The 16,585-nt window shown below is 38.3% G+C and carries 18 protein-coding genes; 16 read left to right on the top strand and 2 right to left on the bottom strand.

Features of this window, described 5'->3' with window-relative positions:
- Positions 1–53 precede the first annotated feature (53 nt).
- The gene (gene recG, locus BQ7352_RS11660) at positions 54–2,111 is read left to right on the top strand and encodes an ATP-dependent DNA helicase RecG (RefSeq protein WP_072449392.1); all 2,058 of its coding nucleotides are present in this window, start codon (positions 54–56) and stop codon (positions 2,109–2,111) included.
- 91 nt (positions 2,112–2,202) lie between these two features.
- Here recG and BQ7352_RS11655 read toward each other — a convergent pair whose 3' ends face one another.
- Positions 2,203–2,430 (bottom strand): alpha/beta-type small acid-soluble spore protein, encoded by a 228-nt coding sequence (locus BQ7352_RS11655; protein WP_004222130.1) that lies wholly within the window; start codon positions 2,428–2,430, stop codon positions 2,203–2,205.
- A 294-nt stretch (positions 2,431–2,724) separates the two neighbouring features.
- Here BQ7352_RS11655 and BQ7352_RS11650 point away from each other — a divergent pair, with 294 nt between their 5' ends.
- From BQ7352_RS11650 to BQ7352_RS11635, 4 genes are read left to right on the top strand one after another with little or no spacing between them, the layout of a single operon-like run.
- Positions 2,725–3,117 (top strand): methylglyoxal synthase, encoded by a 393-nt coding sequence (locus BQ7352_RS11650; protein ID WP_072449391.1) that lies wholly within the window; start codon positions 2,725–2,727, stop codon positions 3,115–3,117.
- Positions 3,118–3,144: 27 nt separating this feature from the next.
- Positions 3,145–3,696 carry a 16S rRNA (guanine(966)-N(2))-methyltransferase RsmD gene (rsmD, locus tag BQ7352_RS11645; protein ID WP_072449390.1) on the top strand — a complete coding sequence of 184 codons (552 nt, stop codon included), beginning with the start codon at positions 3,145–3,147 and terminating at the stop codon, positions 3,694–3,696.
- 3 nt (positions 3,697–3,699) lie between these two features.
- On the top strand, positions 3,700–4,212 hold the full coding sequence (coaD, locus tag BQ7352_RS11640; RefSeq protein ID WP_072449389.1) for a pantetheine-phosphate adenylyltransferase: 513 nt from the start codon (positions 3,700–3,702) through the stop codon (positions 4,210–4,212).
- Between the two features lie 3 nt (positions 4,213–4,215).
- Positions 4,216–4,866: an ATPase gene (locus BQ7352_RS11635; protein ID WP_072449388.1), complete on the top strand. Its 651-nt coding sequence runs from the start codon at positions 4,216–4,218 to the stop codon at positions 4,864–4,866.
- On the opposite strand, the gene BQ7352_RS11630 is transcribed toward BQ7352_RS11635, so the two are convergent.
- Positions 4,837–5,682, bottom strand: coding sequence for a sporulation protein (locus BQ7352_RS11630; RefSeq protein WP_242948578.1), 846 nt, complete (start codon positions 5,680–5,682; stop codon positions 4,837–4,839). The genes BQ7352_RS11635 and BQ7352_RS11630 overlap by 30 nt on opposite strands.
- 227 nt (positions 5,683–5,909) lie before the next feature.
- Here BQ7352_RS11630 and BQ7352_RS11625 point away from each other — a divergent pair, with 227 nt between their 5' ends.
- The 11 genes from BQ7352_RS11625 to lepB all read left to right on the top strand — a co-directional run bounded on the left by BQ7352_RS11625 (position 5,910) and on the right by lepB (position 16,582).
- The gene (locus tag BQ7352_RS11625) at positions 5,910–7,361 is read left to right on the top strand and encodes an aminoacyl-histidine dipeptidase (RefSeq protein ID WP_072449386.1); all 1,452 of its coding nucleotides are present in this window, start codon (positions 5,910–5,912) and stop codon (positions 7,359–7,361) included.
- 88 nt (positions 7,362–7,449) lie between these two features.
- The gene (locus BQ7352_RS11620) at positions 7,450–8,118 is read left to right on the top strand and encodes a M23 family metallopeptidase (RefSeq protein WP_072449385.1); all 669 of its coding nucleotides are present in this window, start codon (positions 7,450–7,452) and stop codon (positions 8,116–8,118) included.
- Positions 8,119–8,168: 50 nt separating this feature from the next.
- Entirely contained in the window at positions 8,169–8,984 is an 816-nt protein-coding gene (locus BQ7352_RS11615) for a GTP pyrophosphokinase (RefSeq protein WP_072449384.1), read from the top strand.
- Positions 8,985–9,003: 19 nt separating this feature from the next.
- Positions 9,004–10,401 (top strand): RsmF rRNA methyltransferase first C-terminal domain-containing protein, encoded by a 1,398-nt coding sequence (locus BQ7352_RS11610; protein ID WP_072449845.1) that lies wholly within the window; start codon positions 9,004–9,006, stop codon positions 10,399–10,401.
- Positions 10,401–11,117: a pseudouridine synthase gene (locus BQ7352_RS11605; RefSeq protein WP_072449383.1), complete on the top strand. Its 717-nt coding sequence runs from the start codon at positions 10,401–10,403 to the stop codon at positions 11,115–11,117. The genes BQ7352_RS11610 and BQ7352_RS11605 overlap by 1 nt, the downstream gene beginning before the upstream one ends.
- Complete coding sequence (locus tag BQ7352_RS11600; RefSeq protein ID WP_072449382.1) at positions 11,110–11,769, top strand: HAD family hydrolase; 660 nt, start codon at positions 11,110–11,112, stop codon at positions 11,767–11,769. Before BQ7352_RS11605 ends, BQ7352_RS11600 begins: the two co-directional genes overlap by 8 nt.
- Positions 11,766–13,637 (top strand): YgiQ family radical SAM protein, encoded by a 1,872-nt coding sequence (locus BQ7352_RS11595; protein WP_072449381.1) that lies wholly within the window; start codon positions 11,766–11,768, stop codon positions 13,635–13,637. The genes BQ7352_RS11600 and BQ7352_RS11595 overlap by 4 nt, the downstream gene beginning before the upstream one ends.
- A gap of 3 nt (positions 13,638–13,640) precedes the next feature.
- Entirely contained in the window at positions 13,641–14,384 is a 744-nt protein-coding gene (locus BQ7352_RS11590; protein ID WP_072449380.1) for an SDR family NAD(P)-dependent oxidoreductase, read from the top strand.
- A gap of 26 nt (positions 14,385–14,410) precedes the next feature.
- Positions 14,411–15,028 (top strand): hypothetical protein, encoded by a 618-nt coding sequence (locus BQ7352_RS11585; RefSeq protein WP_072449379.1) that lies wholly within the window; start codon positions 14,411–14,413, stop codon positions 15,026–15,028.
- A gap of 8 nt (positions 15,029–15,036) precedes the next feature.
- The gene (locus BQ7352_RS11580) at positions 15,037–16,050 is read left to right on the top strand and encodes an RluA family pseudouridine synthase (protein WP_072449378.1); all 1,014 of its coding nucleotides are present in this window, start codon (positions 15,037–15,039) and stop codon (positions 16,048–16,050) included.
- Positions 16,043–16,582, top strand: a complete 540-nt coding sequence (gene lepB / locus BQ7352_RS11575; RefSeq protein WP_072449377.1) for a signal peptidase I — start codon at positions 16,043–16,045, stop codon at positions 16,580–16,582. The genes BQ7352_RS11580 and lepB overlap by 8 nt, the downstream gene beginning before the upstream one ends.
- The last annotated feature ends 3 nt before the right edge of the window (positions 16,583–16,585 follow it).

The following is a 16,585-nucleotide window of genomic DNA, read 5'->3' as shown; positions in this document are numbered from 1 at the left end:
GTTGCACTTTATGCGATAGCCTTGACTGCTTCTTTTTTGTGAGGATTTTTAAAATGAGGGAACAGGAAAGTATCCGGACGATAAAAGGGATTGGAGAAAAAACAGAAAAGCTTCTGACAAAATTGGGAATTACCACAGTGGGGGACTTTCTCAGATATTATCCCAGGGAATATGATGAATATACAGAACCAGTAGGAGTTTCTGAGGTATCAGAAGGGAAAAAGTATGCGGTTATTGGGAGAATTACAGGAAAAGTAGGAATGAGAAATACAGGCAGACTTACTGTAGTAACGGCTACTTTAAAAGACGAGAATTCTTTTTTACAGCTTACCTGGTATAACATGCCTTTTTTACGCAATACTTTGCAGTCTGGTGGAATTTATATTTTCAGAGGAATGGTAACAGAGAAAAACGGACGCAGGACAATGGAACAGCCGGAAATTTTTGGAAGAGAGGATTACCAGACGCTGCTTCACAGCTTGTATCCTATTTATGGACTGACCAAGGGATTAACCAATAAATTTATGGTAAAAACCATGCACCGGATTTTAGAAAACAAAGAAATTGTGCAGGAATATCTGCCGGAGGAGTATAGAAACTATTACCAGTTGGCAGAATATAACTATGCAGTTTCACATATTCATTTTCCAAGAGATAAGAAAGATTTACTTCTGGGACATCATAGATTAGTCTTTGATGAATTTTTACTTTTTATTCTTTCTGTTCGAATGATGAAAGAAAAGACCCAGGATACCCTTAACTCTTTTCAGATAAAGCCTGTGTGGGAAACAGAAAATGTGATTGAGGGACTGCCTTATCCATTGACGAATGCACAAAAGCGAGTGTGGAATGAAATTGAAAAAGATATGACAGGGCATACTTTGATGTCCAGACTGGTACAGGGAGATGTAGGAAGTGGAAAGACCATTATCGCATTTTTGGCAATGCTGCTTGCTGCTTTTAATGGATATCAGGCGGCGCTTATGGTTCCTACAGAGGTTCTTGCAAAACAGCATTATACGGAAATGGAAAAATTGTTGGAGCAGCATAATTTGCCGTTAAAAGCTGTTCTCCTTACCGGATCTAATACAGCAAAGGAAAAAAGGGAGAGATATGCCCAGATTGCCTCAGGGGAGGTAAAGCTCATTATCGGAACGCATGCATTGATACAGGAAAAGGTGGAATACGATAATCTGGCTTTGGTAATTACAGATGAGCAGCATCGTTTTGGAGTTAATCAAAGAGAAGATTTATCAAAAAAAGGCACGAAGCCTCATGTACTGGTTATGAGCGCTACACCTATTCCAAGGACATTGGCGATTATCCTTTATGGAGATTTGGATATTTCTGTGATGGACGAGCTTCCTGCAAAACGACTGCCCATTAAAAATTGCGTGGTAGATACCTCTTATCGTCCAAGAGCCTATCACTTTATTCAAAAGCAGGTGGAAGAAGGACGACAGGTGTATGTCATCTGCCCTATGGTAGAGGAAAGCGAAGGGCTGGATGCGGAGAACGTCATTGATTACACGCAAATTTTAAGGGAGGCTCTGCCCTCTGATATCTCTGTTGCTTATCTTCATGGAAGAATGAAAGCAGCAGAAAAGAATAAAATTATGGAAGATTTTGCAGCAAATAAAATACAGGTGCTGGTATCTACAACTGTCATTGAAGTAGGAGTCAATGTGCCTAATGCTACTGTGATGATGGTAGAAAATGCAGAGCGTTTTGGACTTGCCCAGCTTCATCAGTTAAGAGGAAGGGTAGGACGAGGAGAATATCAGTCTTACTGTATTTTTGTACAGGGAGGACAGGATACGGAGACAAAAGAGAGATTGGAAATTCTGGTAAAGTCCAACGATGGATTTCAGATTGCAGGGGAAGATTTACGATTGCGAGGTCCGGGAGACTTCTTTGGTATCCGTCAAAGCGGCTTGATGGAATTTAAAATTGCAGATGTTTATCAGGATGCAGAGATTTTAAAAGAGGCCAGTGAAGCGGCGGGGGCGATTTTAACTTTAGACCCGGATTTATCCCTGCCTCAGCATGAACGGTTAAGGGACAGGCTTTTCTCTTATGGCAAAGAAAGAATGGAAATGCCGGGGATATGAAATAAGAAAAAGGGACTTCCTTCTTTTTATTTTGTAAAATAAGCAGAAGAAAATCCCTTCCTTTGTTAAATTTTACGAATGACTTCGTATATTAGAACTGCTGTGTGCTTCCGTTTCCGGACATCTGACGTTCCTGTGCCTCAATCATTTTTTTAACCATATATCCACCAACAGAACCATTCTGTTTGGATGTTAAGTTACCATTGTAACCATCTGTAAGAGGTACACCTAATTCGTTTGCAACTTCATATTTGAAACGATTTAATGCTCCTTTTGCTTCTGGTACAACTGCTTTGTTTGAAGAATTATTGTTAGACATTTTAATTTCCTCCTTTGGAATTTATTTTGTGTTACAATGCTATTATGTGATTTAAAAAAATTTTTACACTAGAAGTTCTTTCAAGTTTTGACAAATTATGTGAATTGTATTACAATGAATACTCAGATTTAGAGTTTAGAGTCGATACTTTTGTGAAAATACACAAAATTTGTAAAAAGTGTATAAAATGATAAAAAATAATTGCAAAAAGTTGGTGCTTTTGCTATAATAGACTCTGGAATACAAGAGAACCAGATGGTTTAATTGAATTAAAAGAAATAAGGATTGATGTAAATGAATGTTGGAATTATAGCGCATAACAGTAAGAAAGCCCTGATTGAGGATTTTTGTATTGCTTATAAAAATATTTTAGCAAAACATGAAATTTATGCAACAGGGACTACAGGACGTAGAATAGAAGAAGTGACAAATCTACGTGTTCATAAATTTCTTCCGGGTAGTATGGGAGGAGATAAACAGTTTACAGAAATGATTGAGCGCGGGGATATTGATATGGTAATCTTCTTTTACAATCCGGCAATGATTGATACAACGGAGCCGGATGTATATCAAATCTCCGGATGCTGTGATCAGTACAATATTCCTATTGCAACGAATATTGCAACTGCGGAGTCTTTGATTTTAGGACTGGAACAGGGAGATTTGGATTACCGCTTAAATCGATAAAAGATACTGAAGAAGGAAAAATAATTTATGAGAGTTATTGCAGGAAGTGCAAAAAGTATGCCTTTAAAGACGATTGCAGGTTTGGAAACAAGGCCTACCACAGATAGAGTAAAAGAAACATTATTTAATATGCTTCAGCCCTATTTGTGTGAATGTCGTTTCTTAGATATTTTTGCTGGAAGCGGTGGGATTGGAATTGAAGCTTTGAGCAGAGGCGCCCAGTTTTGTATATTTATTGAAAAAAATAAAAAGGCGGCAGCTGTAATAGAGGACAATTTAAAATTCACCAGATTGGCAGACAGAGCCGAGGTATGGTGCAGAGATGTGTTTCAGGCAGTTGCTTCTTTGGAAAATGAAGAACCCTTTGACTGTATCTTCATGGATCCGCCATATAATCAGGAATTGGAAAAGAGAGTTTTAGAAAATTTAAAAGATGCGAAGTTTGTAAATGAGGATACAAGAATTATTGTGGAGGCTTCTTTAGAAACGGATTTCAGTTATTTGGAAGAGTTGGGATTTTTCATTGATAAAGTGAAAAGATACAAGACAAACCAGCATATTTTTATTAGAAAGGCATAGCAAATGGTACGAGCAATTTATCCGGGAAGTTTTGATCCGGTAACTTATGGTCATTTGGACATTATAAGACGGGCAGCAAGCTTATTTGATGAGGTTGTTGTAGGAGTTTTGAATAATTCTGCAAAAAGTCCGTTGTTTTCTGTGGAAGAACGTGTTAATATATTAGAGAATGTAACAGAGGATATTCCCAACGTAAAAATTCAGGCGTTTGACGGATTATCTGTTAATTTTGCACGAAGCTGCGAGGCAAAGGTAATTATTCGTGGTTTGAGAGCTTTTACTGATTTTGAATATGAATTGCAGATGGCTCAGACAAACCGTGTGTTGGCAACTGATGTGGATACTATGTTTTTGACTACCAGCCTTCAGTATGCGTATTTAAGTTCCACTACATTGAAGGAGGCAGCGTCTTTTGGGGCAGATATTTCAAATTTTGCACCGGATTTTGTAGTACGACAGGTGGAAGAAAAATACAGGCAGAGGCATTTGGGAAAAGAATACAATAAGGAGAAATAAAAGATGAGCAGCAGAATTGAACAGATTATTGAAGAAATTGAAGAATATGTGGAAAGTTGTAAATATCAGGCGTTATCTACAACAAAGATTATTGTAAATAAAGAGGAAATCGAAGAGCTGTTAAGAGAGCTTCGTTTAAAAACACCGGATGAAATTAAAAGATATCAGAAGATTATCAGCAATAAAGATGCGATTTTAGCAGATGCACAGGCAAAAGCAGACAACATTATTGAAGATACCAAAAAACAGGTACAGGAGATGGTAAAAGAGTCTGAAGTTATGCAGCAGGCTTATGCACAGGCAAATGAAACAATCAACAGTGCAAATCAGCAGGCACAGGCAATTATTGATGCAGCTACCAATGACGCAAACACACTGCGTTTAAGCGCAGTATCTTATACAGATGAAATGATGGCAAATATGGGACAGCTTGCCAGCAATATGTTAGAAGATGCAGCAGCAAAATATAATGATTTTGTTCAGGCACTTCGTGGCTCTTTAGAAGTTATCAACCAGAACAGAGCCGAGTTATCTCCTCAGCTTGTTCAGGGCAATGAAGCTCCGGTTCAGGAAGAAGCTCCTGCACCTTCCTATCAACCGGATGGTTTAGATGATGATGAAGATTTAGATGACGACTTTGACGATTTTGACTAAGCAAAAAGCAATGGCAAAGGTACAGATGAAACTGCATATTTTTCCTTTTAAATAAGAGGAAAAGGGCAGATTTGTGTTAGCAAGCATGGATTTTGTCTGCGCAGCCACGCTTAGACCGCCAAAGGAAGTAAAAGCAAGGATGAGAGGATAGAGAAAGTCAAAGTTCCAGGGGGCTTTAGACAAAGCGGCATTTCCGGTAGTCATTTCCGTAATTCCCTGTAAAAAGTAGCTGAGGGTAGGGAAGGAACGAAAGGCTATGCTGAAAATTCCCTGAAGGATAGAGAAAATTAAAATATATCCTCCAAGCTTTGTGATTGTTTCAAAACCGTTCATAATAGAGGTATCCAGAATGTTTCCGAGAAATTTGGAGCTGGATATCTCTTTTTTTGTTTTTTCCGGATAAGAAAATCCAGAACTTTTTTTGGGACGAAACAAAAGGGAGCATAAAAAGCCGGAGGTGTAAAGAATAAAATATGTAGGGAAAATTAAATGTGTATTTTGAAACAGTCCTACACAGATATAAGAAGATAAGAAAGAAGGACCGGGAAAACAGGCGAAGCTCAGCAGATAAGAAGCTTCTTGTTTTGAAATACGTTTTTCAAGATAAAGGTCTGCGGTGATTTTGGCTCCCATGGGATAACCGCAGAAAAGCCCCATGCACAATGCGTAAGCGCCTGAGGGAGAAAGTGCAAAAGTTTTTTTCCAAAATTTTTTCGGCGCTTCAAAAAGTTTGTCCAGCAGACCGGTTTTGATGCAAATATTAGATAAAATCATAAATGGCAGGAGCGATGGTAAAAGAGTATAGAACCATAACATGAGTCCTGCTTTGGCATAAGAAAAAGCCTGGGCGGGAAATAATAAAAGAAAGAATAAGAAAAAAAGCAGAGTAAAAGGAAGAAATAATTTTTTCATTGAGAAAATCCTGTTTTTTATCTAAAATATATGTATGAAGAAATAGAATATTCAAGTTTTTCCGGAAAGCTTGCTATTTTTTTCAATCTGTGTAAGAATGAAGAAAGAAAAATCAACAGGAGGGAACAGAAATGGCAGTATTAGAACATTTACAGCCTGAAAGGGTATTTTATTATTTTGAGGAGATTACGAAAATTCCTCATGGTTCAGGAAATACAAAGGCAATCAGTGATTATCTGGTGAATTTTGCTCATTCTCATAATTTGCGTTGTATTCAGGATGATAATAATAATATAATTATTTTTAAAGAAGCTTCCAAAGGTTATGAAAATGCACCTACAGTTATGCTTCAGGGACACATGGATATGGTTTGTGAAAAAACAGCGGACAGTACACATGATTTTACAAAGGATCCATTACAGCTTCGGATAGAAGGTAATTTTGTTTCTGCAACAAATACAACTTTAGGTGGAGATAATGGGATTGCAGTTGCCTACGGATTGGCAATTATGGAAGATACTACTCTTTCACATCCGGCATTGGAGCTGGTGATTACCGTAGATGAGGAAATCGGACTTTTAGGAGCGGCTTCTATTGATACAACACCTTTAAAGGCAAAATATCTGATTAACCTGGATTCAGAAGAAGAAGGATATATTTGTGCGGGCTGTGCAGGCGGTATGACAGCAGTTTCAGAAATTCCTGTTCGCTATCAGGAGTATACAGATTATAAATGGAGAATAAAAGTATCCGGGCTTTTAGGCGGACATTCCGGTGCAGAAATTGATAAGAACAGAGCGAATGCTACATTGCTTTTGGCACGCTTTCTTCATGAAGGAAAAGAAATTGCAGAGTATTCTGTTTCAGAGCTTTTCGGTGGACAGAAGGATAATGCAATTCCAAGAGAGGCAGAAGCTCTGGTATTGGCATCTAAAGAAGAAGGAGAGAAGCTTTCTGCTTATGCAGCAGCTTATACAGAAGCTCTGAGAAAAGAATATACAGGAAGCGATGAAGGAATTACTGTGACAATAGAAGGAGAAGGACAGGGCACAGAACCGGTGCTTCATCCGGTAAGTCAGGAAAAAGTGTTGTTTTTCCTTTTGAATTATCCAAACGGAATTCAGAAGATGTGCGGTTTTATTGATGGCCTTGTAGAGACTTCCTGCAATGTGGGGATTACAAAGCTGACTCCTGAGGCACTGAGCTGCTCTGCCAGTGTAAGAAGTTCTGTGGGAACAGCAAAGAAAGCGCTGGCTGATAAGATTGCATATCTTACGGAGTTTTTAGGTGGTACATTCACTATAGAAGGAGAATATCCTGCGTGGGAATTTAAACAAGACTCTAAACTGCGTCAGGTTCTGGTAGATGTATATCAGGAAATGTATAAGAAAGAGCCTGTTGTGAATGTTATTCACGCAGGTCTGGAATGTGGTTTATTCTACGAGAAAATTGAAGGATTGGATTGTGTATCTGTTGGACCGGATATGCAGGATATTCATACATCAGAAGAAAAACTTTGTATTTCTTCTGTAGAACGTGTATGGAAATATCTTTTAGAAGTTTTAAAAAGAATAAAAGAATAATGTCATAATTGCCTTCGTCTGCGCATAAAATGATATGTAATGGTAAGAGTGTAGTTACCGGTATATCATGTGCAGACGGAGGTTTTTTGTGCTGAAGCGACTGCTGTTTTTATGTGTGATTTTGTGTTTTAATGCAAGTCTTATAGGAGAGATAAAAGAAAAAGCTTCTTTAGATGAGTTAAGACAGAGAGGAATTCCTGTAAAGAGTATGGAAAGCGCAGGAGTTTCCAGAGAGGATATGGAAAAATATCTGTTTTTTTGGGAGGATTTAAAATGTTTTCCTGTTGCCGGGCAGATGAATGCAAAGTCGGCAACTTTTTCTTATGAGAATAGTTGGCATGAAAAAAGGTATTATGGGGGAGAACGTTTTCATGAAGGGTGTGATATTTTTCCGGAAGACGCAAAAACAGACTATTATCCGGTTTTAAGCATGACAGATGGTATCGTGGAAAAAATAGGCTGGCTTCCTTTAGGTGGATATCGTATTGGAATTCGAAGTCCCGGAGGAGGGTATTTTTATTATGCACATTTATCATCTTATGCAGAGAAATTTTGTGAAGGTGATGAAATAAAAGCAGGAGAAGTTTTAGGGCTTTTAGGGGATACCGGATATGGAGCGGAAGGAACAAGGGGGAAATTTCCGCCCCATCTCCATTTGGGAATTTACATATCTACAAAAGAAAAACAAGAATACCCTTTAAATCCGTATCCGGTACTGCAATTCTTACAGGAGAGGCAGAAAAATTTTTTCTATTAAAAAGAAAAGAAGTATGCTATACTTTAATGATAGTTAAGGAGTAATGTTTTATGGAAATACGTTTATGGCGTGAATTGCTCATTCCTTATGAACTTGCAGTAAAAGATCTGGTTATGAAATTTAAGCTTTTGAAAAAAGAGCATCGGGAGAAAAATTTGTATTCTCCTATTGAACAGGTAACCGGTCGTGTGAAATCCATTAACAGTATTCTGGAAAAGATGCAGGATAAGCATGTTTCCTGGGATGAACTGGAAGAAAAGATTGAAGATATTGCCGGCGTACGGATTATCTGTCAGTTTTGCGAAGATATTGAAAAGGTGGCATCTTTAATTCGAAACCGCAGCGATATGAAAGTACTGGAAGAAAAGGATTATGTAACTCAGGGAAAGGACAGTGGATATCGAAGCTATCACATGATAGTATCCTATTGTGCAGAAACGTTAACAGGGAAAAAAGAAATTCATGCAGAAATTCAGATTAGAACTTTAGCAATGGATTTTTGGGCAACTATAGAACACTCTTTGCAGTATAAATATAAAGGCAATGTGCCGGCAAATCTTGCGAACAGATTAACAGAGGCTGCAAATTCTGTATTAAAGCTGGATGAAGAGATGTCCCTTGTGCGCAGCGAAGTGATGGATGCTCAAAAATCCATGCTTCACCAGTCTAATCTGGTAGCGGACATATTGAATAATATTGAAAATCTCTATTACTATGCAAACAGAAGAGAAACAGGAAGAATATTAGAGGAATTTTATAAAGTGTATCAGGAAAAAAATCCGGAAAAATTAGAATGTTTTTACAAAGAGCTGGATTTTATTGCAGAAGGATGCCGCGCACAAGTATTGACGTACGAAGATATATAAAATGAAGGATAGAGGAAGTATGATAAATTTACCAGAAGAATATGAAAAGGAAATGCGCGGTTTATTGGGAGCAGAGTTCGAGGAGTATAAAAAAACATATGAGCAGCCTGTTCGTCAGGGACTGCGTTTTAATCCCTATAAGCTGACAAAGTCTGTATGGGAAAATATTATGCCTTTTGAAAAAGAGCAAATTCCGTGGGTAGAAAACGGATATTATGTTCATGCAGAGGAAAAGGAAGAAAATCCCGCAAGACATCCTTATTATTTTGCAGGTCTTTATTACCTTCAGGAGCCCAGTGCCATGACACCTGCAAGCCGTCTGGAAGTTCAGCCTTATGATAAGGTATTGGATTTGTGTGCAGCTCCCGGGGGAAAAGCTACGGAATTAGTGTGCAGATTGCAGGGAAAGGGATTTTTACTGGCAAATGATTTAAGCAACAGCAGGGCAAAGGCTCTTCTGAAAAATCTGGAACTTACCGGTGCGCCGAATTTTTATGTTACCAGTGAAAAACCTGCTAAGCTGGTTAATAATTTTCCTGAATTTTTTGATAAAATTTTAATTGATGCGCCTTGCTCCGGTGAGGGGATGTTTCATAAAGAACCGAAAATGGCAGAATATTGGCTGGAGAAATCACCAGAGTATTATGCAGAAATTCAGAAAGAACTGATTATTCAGGGAGCACAAATGTTGAAGCCGGGAGGAAAGATGCTCTATTCTACCTGTACGTTTTCCAAAAAGGAAAATGAAGAAACCATTGCGTACTTATTAGAGAAATGCGAAGATATGGAGGTGCTTGCACCACTGGAATATGAGGAATTTTCAGAAGGCTTTTCTTTAGAAGGAAAAAGTGAAGAAATATGCCGACAGCTGAAAAAGTGTGTTCGTATTTTCCCTCATAAAATGGCAGGAGAAGGACATTTTCTGGCATTGATACAGAAAAAAGAAAAAAACAGAGACAATATACAAAAGAAGAAGGCTGCTGCAAAGAAGGAAGAGAAACCAGATGCTTGTGTGGAAGAATTTTTGAAACTGGTATCTTTTGATTTCTCCAACGGAAAAATGAAAAAGGAAAAAGATAAATTATATTTTTTACCGGGGGACGGAAATATGCCGAAGCTTCGGTATTTACGTACCGGTCTTTATCTGGGAGAAATACGAAAAAATCGTTTTGAACCCAGTCAGGCTTTTGCAATGGCTTTGTCACCGGATACATTTACTTCCTGCATTATGCTTTCTTCCAAGGATATTCGAACTGTAAAATATTTAAAAGGTGAAACCATTGATGTATCGGACTTAAAACCAATAGGAGAAAAGGGATGGCAGCTAGTCTGTGTGGACGGCTTCTCCCTGGGCTTTGGAAAGCTGGACAAAGGAATTTTGAAAAACAAATATTATGCAGGCTGGAGAATGCAGTAATGGGAAAAATAAGATTAGATAAGTATTTGGCAGATATGGGGCTGGGTACAAGAACAGAAGTAAAAAAGGATATCAAAAAGGGCAGGATTTCCGTGAATGAGGAAATTGTCAAGAGCCCGGAATATAAAATAGATACACAGACAGATATAGTTTTGGCAGATGGAAAAGAAATTGCTTATGAGGAATTAGTTTATTATATGTTAAATAAGCCTCAGGGTGTGATATCTGCTACAGAAGACAGGCGGGAGAAGACAGTTCTGGATTTAATTTCGGATAAGAAAAGAAAAGATTTATTTCCAGTGGGACGTCTGGATAAGGACACAGAAGGATTGTTGCTGATTACCAATGACGGAGAATTGGCACATAATCTGTTGGCTCCCAAAAAGCATGTAGATAAAAAATATTTTGTCCGGTTAAAAACAGCTTTGTCTGAAGATAACAGAAAACAGTTGGAAGAAGGCGTGGATATTGGGGAAGACAAGCTTACGATGCCTTCTCAGGTTTTTCTTTTAAATAAAGAAAAAGATGAGGCAGAAATTATTATCCGGGAAGGGAAATTTCATCAGATAAAAAGAATGTTTCATGCAGTGGGAAATGAAGTGATATTTCTAAAACGGCTGTCTATGGGAAGCCTGGTATTGGATGAAAATCTTTTGCCGGGGGAATATCGTTTGTTGACGCCAGAGGAGATTGAGAGGTTGAAAGAAAATGCTTGAGAATATAAAAGCAGTGATATTTGATTTAGACGGAACATTGGTAGACTCTATGTGGATGTGGAAGTCTATTGATGTAGAATATTTAGGTAAAAAGGGAATAGCTGTACCGGCAGATATTCAGGCCTTTCAGGAAGAACTAGAAGGTATGGGATTTACAGAAACAGCTGTTTTCTTTAAAAACAGATTTCAGATTGAAGACTCTTTAGAAGAAATCAAAAAAACCTGGATTGATATGGCAGAAGAAAAATACTGCAATGAAGTTCCCTTAAAACCAGGGGTGAGAGAATTTTTAGAAGAACTGAAAAGTAGAAAAATTTCTGTTGGAATTAGTTCCAGCAACAGCCGGGAATTGATTGTAGCTGTTTTAAAAGCTCATGAGATTGAGAAATATTTTGACTGCATCACTACCTGCTGCGAAGTGCCAAACAGCAAACCTGCACCGGATGTGTATTTAAAGACAGCACAGGGACTGCAGGTTGAGCCAAAGAATTGCCTTGTTTTTGAAGATGTCCCTATGGGAATTATGGCGGGAAAAAATGCAGGAATGCAGGTGTGCGCTGTGGAAGATGCTTACAGTAAAAGGCAGGAAGCAGAAAAACGCAGACTTGCAGACTATTACATAGAGGATTATTATGAGGTATTAAATTTATGAGTACAAAATTTTTGCCTGTGACGAAAGAGGAAATGGAAGCCAGAGGAATTTGGCAGCCGGATTTTGTTTATATTTGCGGAGATGCCTATGTAGACCATCCTTCTTTTGGAGCAGCCATTATTACCAGGCTTTTAGAAAGCCGCGGATATTCTGTGGGAATGATTGCACAGCCTGACTGGAGAAAAAAGGAGAGTATTGCAGTTTTTGGAGAACCCAGACTGGGATTTCTGGTTTCAGCGGGAAATATGGACTCTATGGTTAATCATTATACAGTAGCGAAAAAACATCGAAAGCAGGATGCATATTCTCCGGGAGGACAGATGGGACTGCGCCCGGACAGAGCCGTAACGGTATACAGCAATCTAATCCGCCAGACTTATAAGCATACGCCTATTATTCTGGGAGGTATTGAGGCTTCTCTGCGAAGAATGGCGCATTATGATTACTGGTCTGATGGAATGAAACGGTCTGTTTTAATGGATTCAGGAGCGGATTTGATTTCTTACGGAATGGGAGAACGGAGCATTCTGGAGATAGCGGAGGCTCTGGATAAAGGCTTTCCCGTAAGTTCCATTACTTTTATTCCGGGGACGGTTTATAAAACAAAAGTAATGCCAAAGGGAGTGGTTCTTCCATCTTATGAACAGCTTTGCGAAAATAAAAAATCTTATGCAGACAGTTTTCGTATACAGTATGAAAACACAGATGCTTTTTCAGGTAAGGTTCTTATAGAAGATTACGGAAACAGAGGCTATGTGGTACAAAATCCTCCTTCCAAACCATTGAGCCAGAAAGAAATGGATGAGGTCTACGATTTGCCTTATGCAAGAACTTACCATCCTATGTATGAAAAGCAGGGAAAAATTCCTGCAATCGAGGAAATTAAGTTCAGTATTACCAGTAACAGAGGTTGTTTTGGTGGATGTAATTTCTGCGCGTTGGCTTTTCATCAGGGACGGATTGTGCAGACCAGAAGCCATGCTTCCATTATAGAAGAAGCGAAATCTTATGTAAAAGAAAGGGATTTTAAAGGCTACATTCATGACGTAGGAGGACCTACAGCAGATTTTCGTCATCCTGCCTGTAAGAAACAGGAAACAAAAGGGGTATGTACCAATAAACAATGTCTTTTTCCAAAGCCTTGCAAAAATTTGGAGGCAGACCATACGGATTATCTGGAACTTCTTCGGAAGCTACGAGATGTGCCCGGGGTAAAAAAGGTTTTTATACGTTCCGGTATTCGTTTCGATTATGTAAATGCAGATACTTCTCCGGCTTTTTTAGATGAATTAGCGAAATATCATGTCAGCGGACAGCTTCGTGTAGCACCGGAGCATGTATCTGATGAAGTGTTGTATTATATGGGAAAACCAGAACATGCAGTTTATCAGCAGTTTTTGAAAAAATTTGAAAAAGCAAATGCAAAATCGGGGAAAAAACAATATGTAGTTCCGTACCTTATGTCTTCTCATCCTGGCTGTACATTAAAAGAAGCTGTAAAGCTGGCAGAGTATGTACGGGATATGGGATTTACACCGGAGCAGGTACAAGATTTTTATCCTACGCCTTCTACCATGTCTACCTGTATGTATTACACAGGCATAGATCCAAGAACAGGAAAAAAAGTTTATGTACCAAAAACTACAAAGGAAAAAGCCATGCAGAGGGCGCTGCTTCAATACAAAAATTCGGAAAATTGTGATTTGGTAAAAGAAGCTTTGCTGTTAGCGGGGAGAAAAGATTTAATTGGTTTTGATAAAAAATGCCTGATCCGTCCAAGAGGGATGGCGAAGAAAGAACAAAGTACAAAGAAACCTGTGACAAAGAAAAAGAAATCTATTCGAAATGTGCATAAAAGGAAGGGATAGATTATGAAAATTGCAGTAATTACAGGTGCTTCTTCTGGCATGGGAAAGGCTTTTACAAAACAGATTGCAAAAAAATATATAGAGTTAGATGAAATATGGGTAATTGCCAGAAAAAAAGAGACTTTAGAGGAATTGAAGAAGGATATTTCAAAACTTCGCATTCTGCCTATGGATTTAACAGACAGACAAGCTTTCAATGAGTTTCACGAACTTTTGAAAAGAGAAAATCCAAGTATTCAAATATTGGTAGAAAGCGCAGGAACAGGAATTCAAAAAAAGGTAGAAGATACTGCTGTAGATAAGTTATGTCAGATGACAGAATTAAATTGTACAGCACTGACAGCCTTTATAGGGCTTTGCCTTCCTTATTGTAAGAAGGGAAGCCGTATTTTATGTCTTGCCAGCGGTGCAGCATTTGTGCCGCAGCCGGGATTTGCAGTATATGCTGCTTCAAAAGCTTATGTGCTATCTTTTGCAAGAGCACTGGGAGTGGAGCAAAGGGGCAGAGTTGTTGTTACTGCAGTATGTCCCGGGCCTGTAGATACTCCATTTTTAGAAAAAATGGGCGGAAAGGAAAATATGCCTTTTTATAAAAAGCCTTTTATTGCCAATGCAGAAGCTGTGGTAGAGAAAGCGTTAAAAGACAGTGAAAGAGGACGGGAGATTTCTGTGTATGGTTTTTCTATGAAAGCTTTACGGGTGTTGTGTAAAATTATACCCAGAAAAGTTATTATGTATTTTATGTAAAAAGAAATCCCTAAGGAGCGAGAACAATGAAAGATATAAAGAAAAAAATACAAAAAGGAGATTTTGGCTATATTAAAAACCAGCAGAAAAGGCGTGTGATTTATACGCTGCTTGCTTTTATACCGCCTATACTGATTTTCTTAACAGGACTTGCAATACATGGAAAAAGAGAAAATGTATTTACTGCTTTTGCTGCGGTGGCATGTCTGCCGGCATGTAAATTTGCAGTAGGTATGATTATGATGTTTATGCAAAAGCCTATGAAAGAGCAGGAATATCGGGAGATTGAAAAACATAAACATGGGCTGGTATGTGGCTATGAATTTGTAGTTTCTGCTTATGAAAAGCAGTCTTTTTTAGACTCTGTTGCAATCTGCGGAAATACAGTAGTGGGATACACCAGCAGAGAGAAGACAGATACTGCTTTTGTAGAAAAGCATATACAGGATATTTTAAGACAGAACGGATTTTATGTCAGTGTGAAGATTTTCAGAAAACTGGGAGATTACACCAAACGCCTGGAAACTATGTGGGAGCATCGGGAAGCACTGGAAAAGGATATTAAATTTAAACCAGATCCCGATGAACCGGAACTTACAAGAAATGAAAAAATAAAGAGGGTAATTTGCGCGATTTCCCTTTAGGAGAAACCATGAAACAATTAGTAGTAAAAGAATTAGAAAGCGGTCAAAGACTTGATAAATTTCTGGGAAAATATTTGAAAGAAGCGCCCAAAAGCTTTATTTACAAAATGCTTCGAAAAAAGAATATTACGCTGAACGGAAAAAAAGCCACAGGAAATGAAAAATTGCAGGCGGATGATGAAATTAAGCTGTTTTTATCTGATGATACATTGGAAAAATTCTGTGGGGAAGAAAAGAGCAGCAGTCAGACAGATTTAGATATTGTATATGAGGACAGTCATGTGCTGTTTGTGAACAAGCCGGCTGGAATGCTGTCACAGAAAGCGGAAAAAGAGGATATATCTCTGGTAGAATATGTGACAGGATATTTGTTAAAAAATAAATTTTTGACAAAGGAAGATTTAAGAACTTTTCGACCGGGTGTGTGCAATCGTTTAGACAGGAATACCAGCGGCTTGGTGGCGGCAGGAAAAACAGTTCAGGGTTTACAGGAGATGTCTCAGTGGTTTAAAGAGAGAAATCTGCATAAATATTATTTAACATTAGTAAAAGGAAAAATAGAGAAACCGGCTCATATAAAAGGTTATCTTTGGAAAGATGAAAAGAAAAATAAAGTATTTGTATTTCAGGAACAGAAGGAAGGCAGTCTTCCCATTGAAACGAAATATGAACCTTTGGGACTTTCCCAAAATGGAGATACGCTCTTAAAAGTGGAGCTTTTAACAGGGCGTTCTCACCAAATTCGAAGCCATCTGTCCGGAACCGGGCATCCGGTAATCGGAGATTGGAAATATGGAGAGAGGGAAAAGAATGAAAGTTTTCGGAAGAAATATGGTGTGGAATATCAGCTGCTCCATGCATGGAAGCTTAGCTTTCCGAAGACTGAGGGGATTTTAAAAGAACTGTCTTTAAAAACAATTACGGCTGATATACCTGAAAATTTCAGAAGAGCCTTAGAAGGGGAAGGACTTTTGAAATTTGTATCAGAGAAAAATAAGGGAGATGTTAAGAAACATGAGTAAACCAGTTATAAAAAACTCTATATGGAAGGAACTTTGGGAGTACATTAAGATGATTATCTTTGTAGTAGCGGTGGTGTTGATTATTAATAATGTTTTGCTGATCAATGCCAGAGTACCATCAGAGTCCATGGAAAAAACCATTATGACAGGAGACCGTTTTTTTGGAAACCGTTTGGCATATCTTTTTAGTGATCCAGAGCGCTTTGATATTGTAGTTTTTAAATATCCGGATGATGAAAGTCAGCTGTTTGTGAAAAGAGTGATTGGATTACCTGGGGAAACGGTGGAAATTAAGGAAGGAAAGGTTTATATCAATGGATCTGAAACACCATTAGATGATAGCTTTACGCCGGAAACACCTATTGGAGATTATGGACCTTATGTTGTGCCGGAGGACAGTTACTTTATGCTGGGTGACAATCGTAATCATTCCGGTGACTCTCGCTTCTGGAAACAGCCTTATGTGGAAAAAGAGAAAATTGTAGGAAAAGCCATATTGCGGTATTTTCCGGGAATTAAAATATTGAAGTAGGAG

Source organism: Blautia sp. Marseille-P3201T (assembly GCF_900120295.1).
Lineage (GTDB): Bacteria > Bacillota > Clostridia > Lachnospirales > Lachnospiraceae > Blautia.
Note: the sequence above shows the minus strand (reverse complement) of the source record. Positions and strands in the feature narration are given on the sequence as shown.

Excerpts from the sequence above, each read along its gene's own strand:
- BQ7352_RS11650 (WP_072449391.1), top strand. The coding sequence starts at position 2,725 with ATGAATGTTGGAATTATAGCGCATAACAGTAAGAAAGCCCTGATTGAG.
- lepB (WP_072449377.1), top strand. The coding sequence starts at position 16,043 with ATGAGTAAACCAGTTATAAAAAACTCTATATGGAAGGAACTTTGGGAG.
- BQ7352_RS11595 (WP_072449381.1), top strand. The coding sequence starts at position 11,766 with ATGAGTACAAAATTTTTGCCTGTGACGAAAGAGGAAATGGAAGCCAGA.
- coaD (WP_072449389.1), top strand. The coding sequence starts at position 3,700 with ATGGTACGAGCAATTTATCCGGGAAGTTTTGATCCGGTAACTTATGGT.
- rsmD (WP_072449390.1), top strand. The coding sequence starts at position 3,145 with ATGAGAGTTATTGCAGGAAGTGCAAAAAGTATGCCTTTAAAGACGATT.
- BQ7352_RS11625 (WP_072449386.1), top strand. The coding sequence starts at position 5,910 with ATGGCAGTATTAGAACATTTACAGCCTGAAAGGGTATTTTATTATTTT.
- BQ7352_RS11600 (WP_072449382.1), top strand. The coding sequence starts at position 11,110 with ATGCTTGAGAATATAAAAGCAGTGATATTTGATTTAGACGGAACATTG.
- BQ7352_RS11590 (WP_072449380.1), top strand. The coding sequence starts at position 13,641 with ATGAAAATTGCAGTAATTACAGGTGCTTCTTCTGGCATGGGAAAGGCT.
- BQ7352_RS11630 (WP_242948578.1), bottom strand. The coding sequence starts at position 5,682 with ATGTTATGGTTCTATACTCTTTTACCATCGCTCCTGCCATTTATGATT.
- BQ7352_RS11655 (WP_004222130.1), bottom strand. The coding sequence starts at position 2,430 with ATGTCTAACAATAATTCTTCAAACAAAGCAGTTGTACCAGAAGCAAAA.
- BQ7352_RS11585 (WP_072449379.1), top strand. The coding sequence starts at position 14,411 with ATGAAAGATATAAAGAAAAAAATACAAAAAGGAGATTTTGGCTATATT.
- BQ7352_RS11615 (WP_072449384.1), top strand. The coding sequence starts at position 8,169 with ATGGAAATACGTTTATGGCGTGAATTGCTCATTCCTTATGAACTTGCA.
- BQ7352_RS11580 (WP_072449378.1), top strand. The coding sequence starts at position 15,037 with ATGAAACAATTAGTAGTAAAAGAATTAGAAAGCGGTCAAAGACTTGAT.
- BQ7352_RS11605 (WP_072449383.1), top strand. The coding sequence starts at position 10,401 with ATGGGAAAAATAAGATTAGATAAGTATTTGGCAGATATGGGGCTGGGT.
- BQ7352_RS11635 (WP_072449388.1), top strand. The coding sequence starts at position 4,216 with ATGAGCAGCAGAATTGAACAGATTATTGAAGAAATTGAAGAATATGTG.
- BQ7352_RS11610 (WP_072449845.1), top strand. The coding sequence starts at position 9,004 with ATGATAAATTTACCAGAAGAATATGAAAAGGAAATGCGCGGTTTATTG.
- recG (WP_072449392.1), top strand. The coding sequence starts at position 54 with ATGAGGGAACAGGAAAGTATCCGGACGATAAAAGGGATTGGAGAAAAA.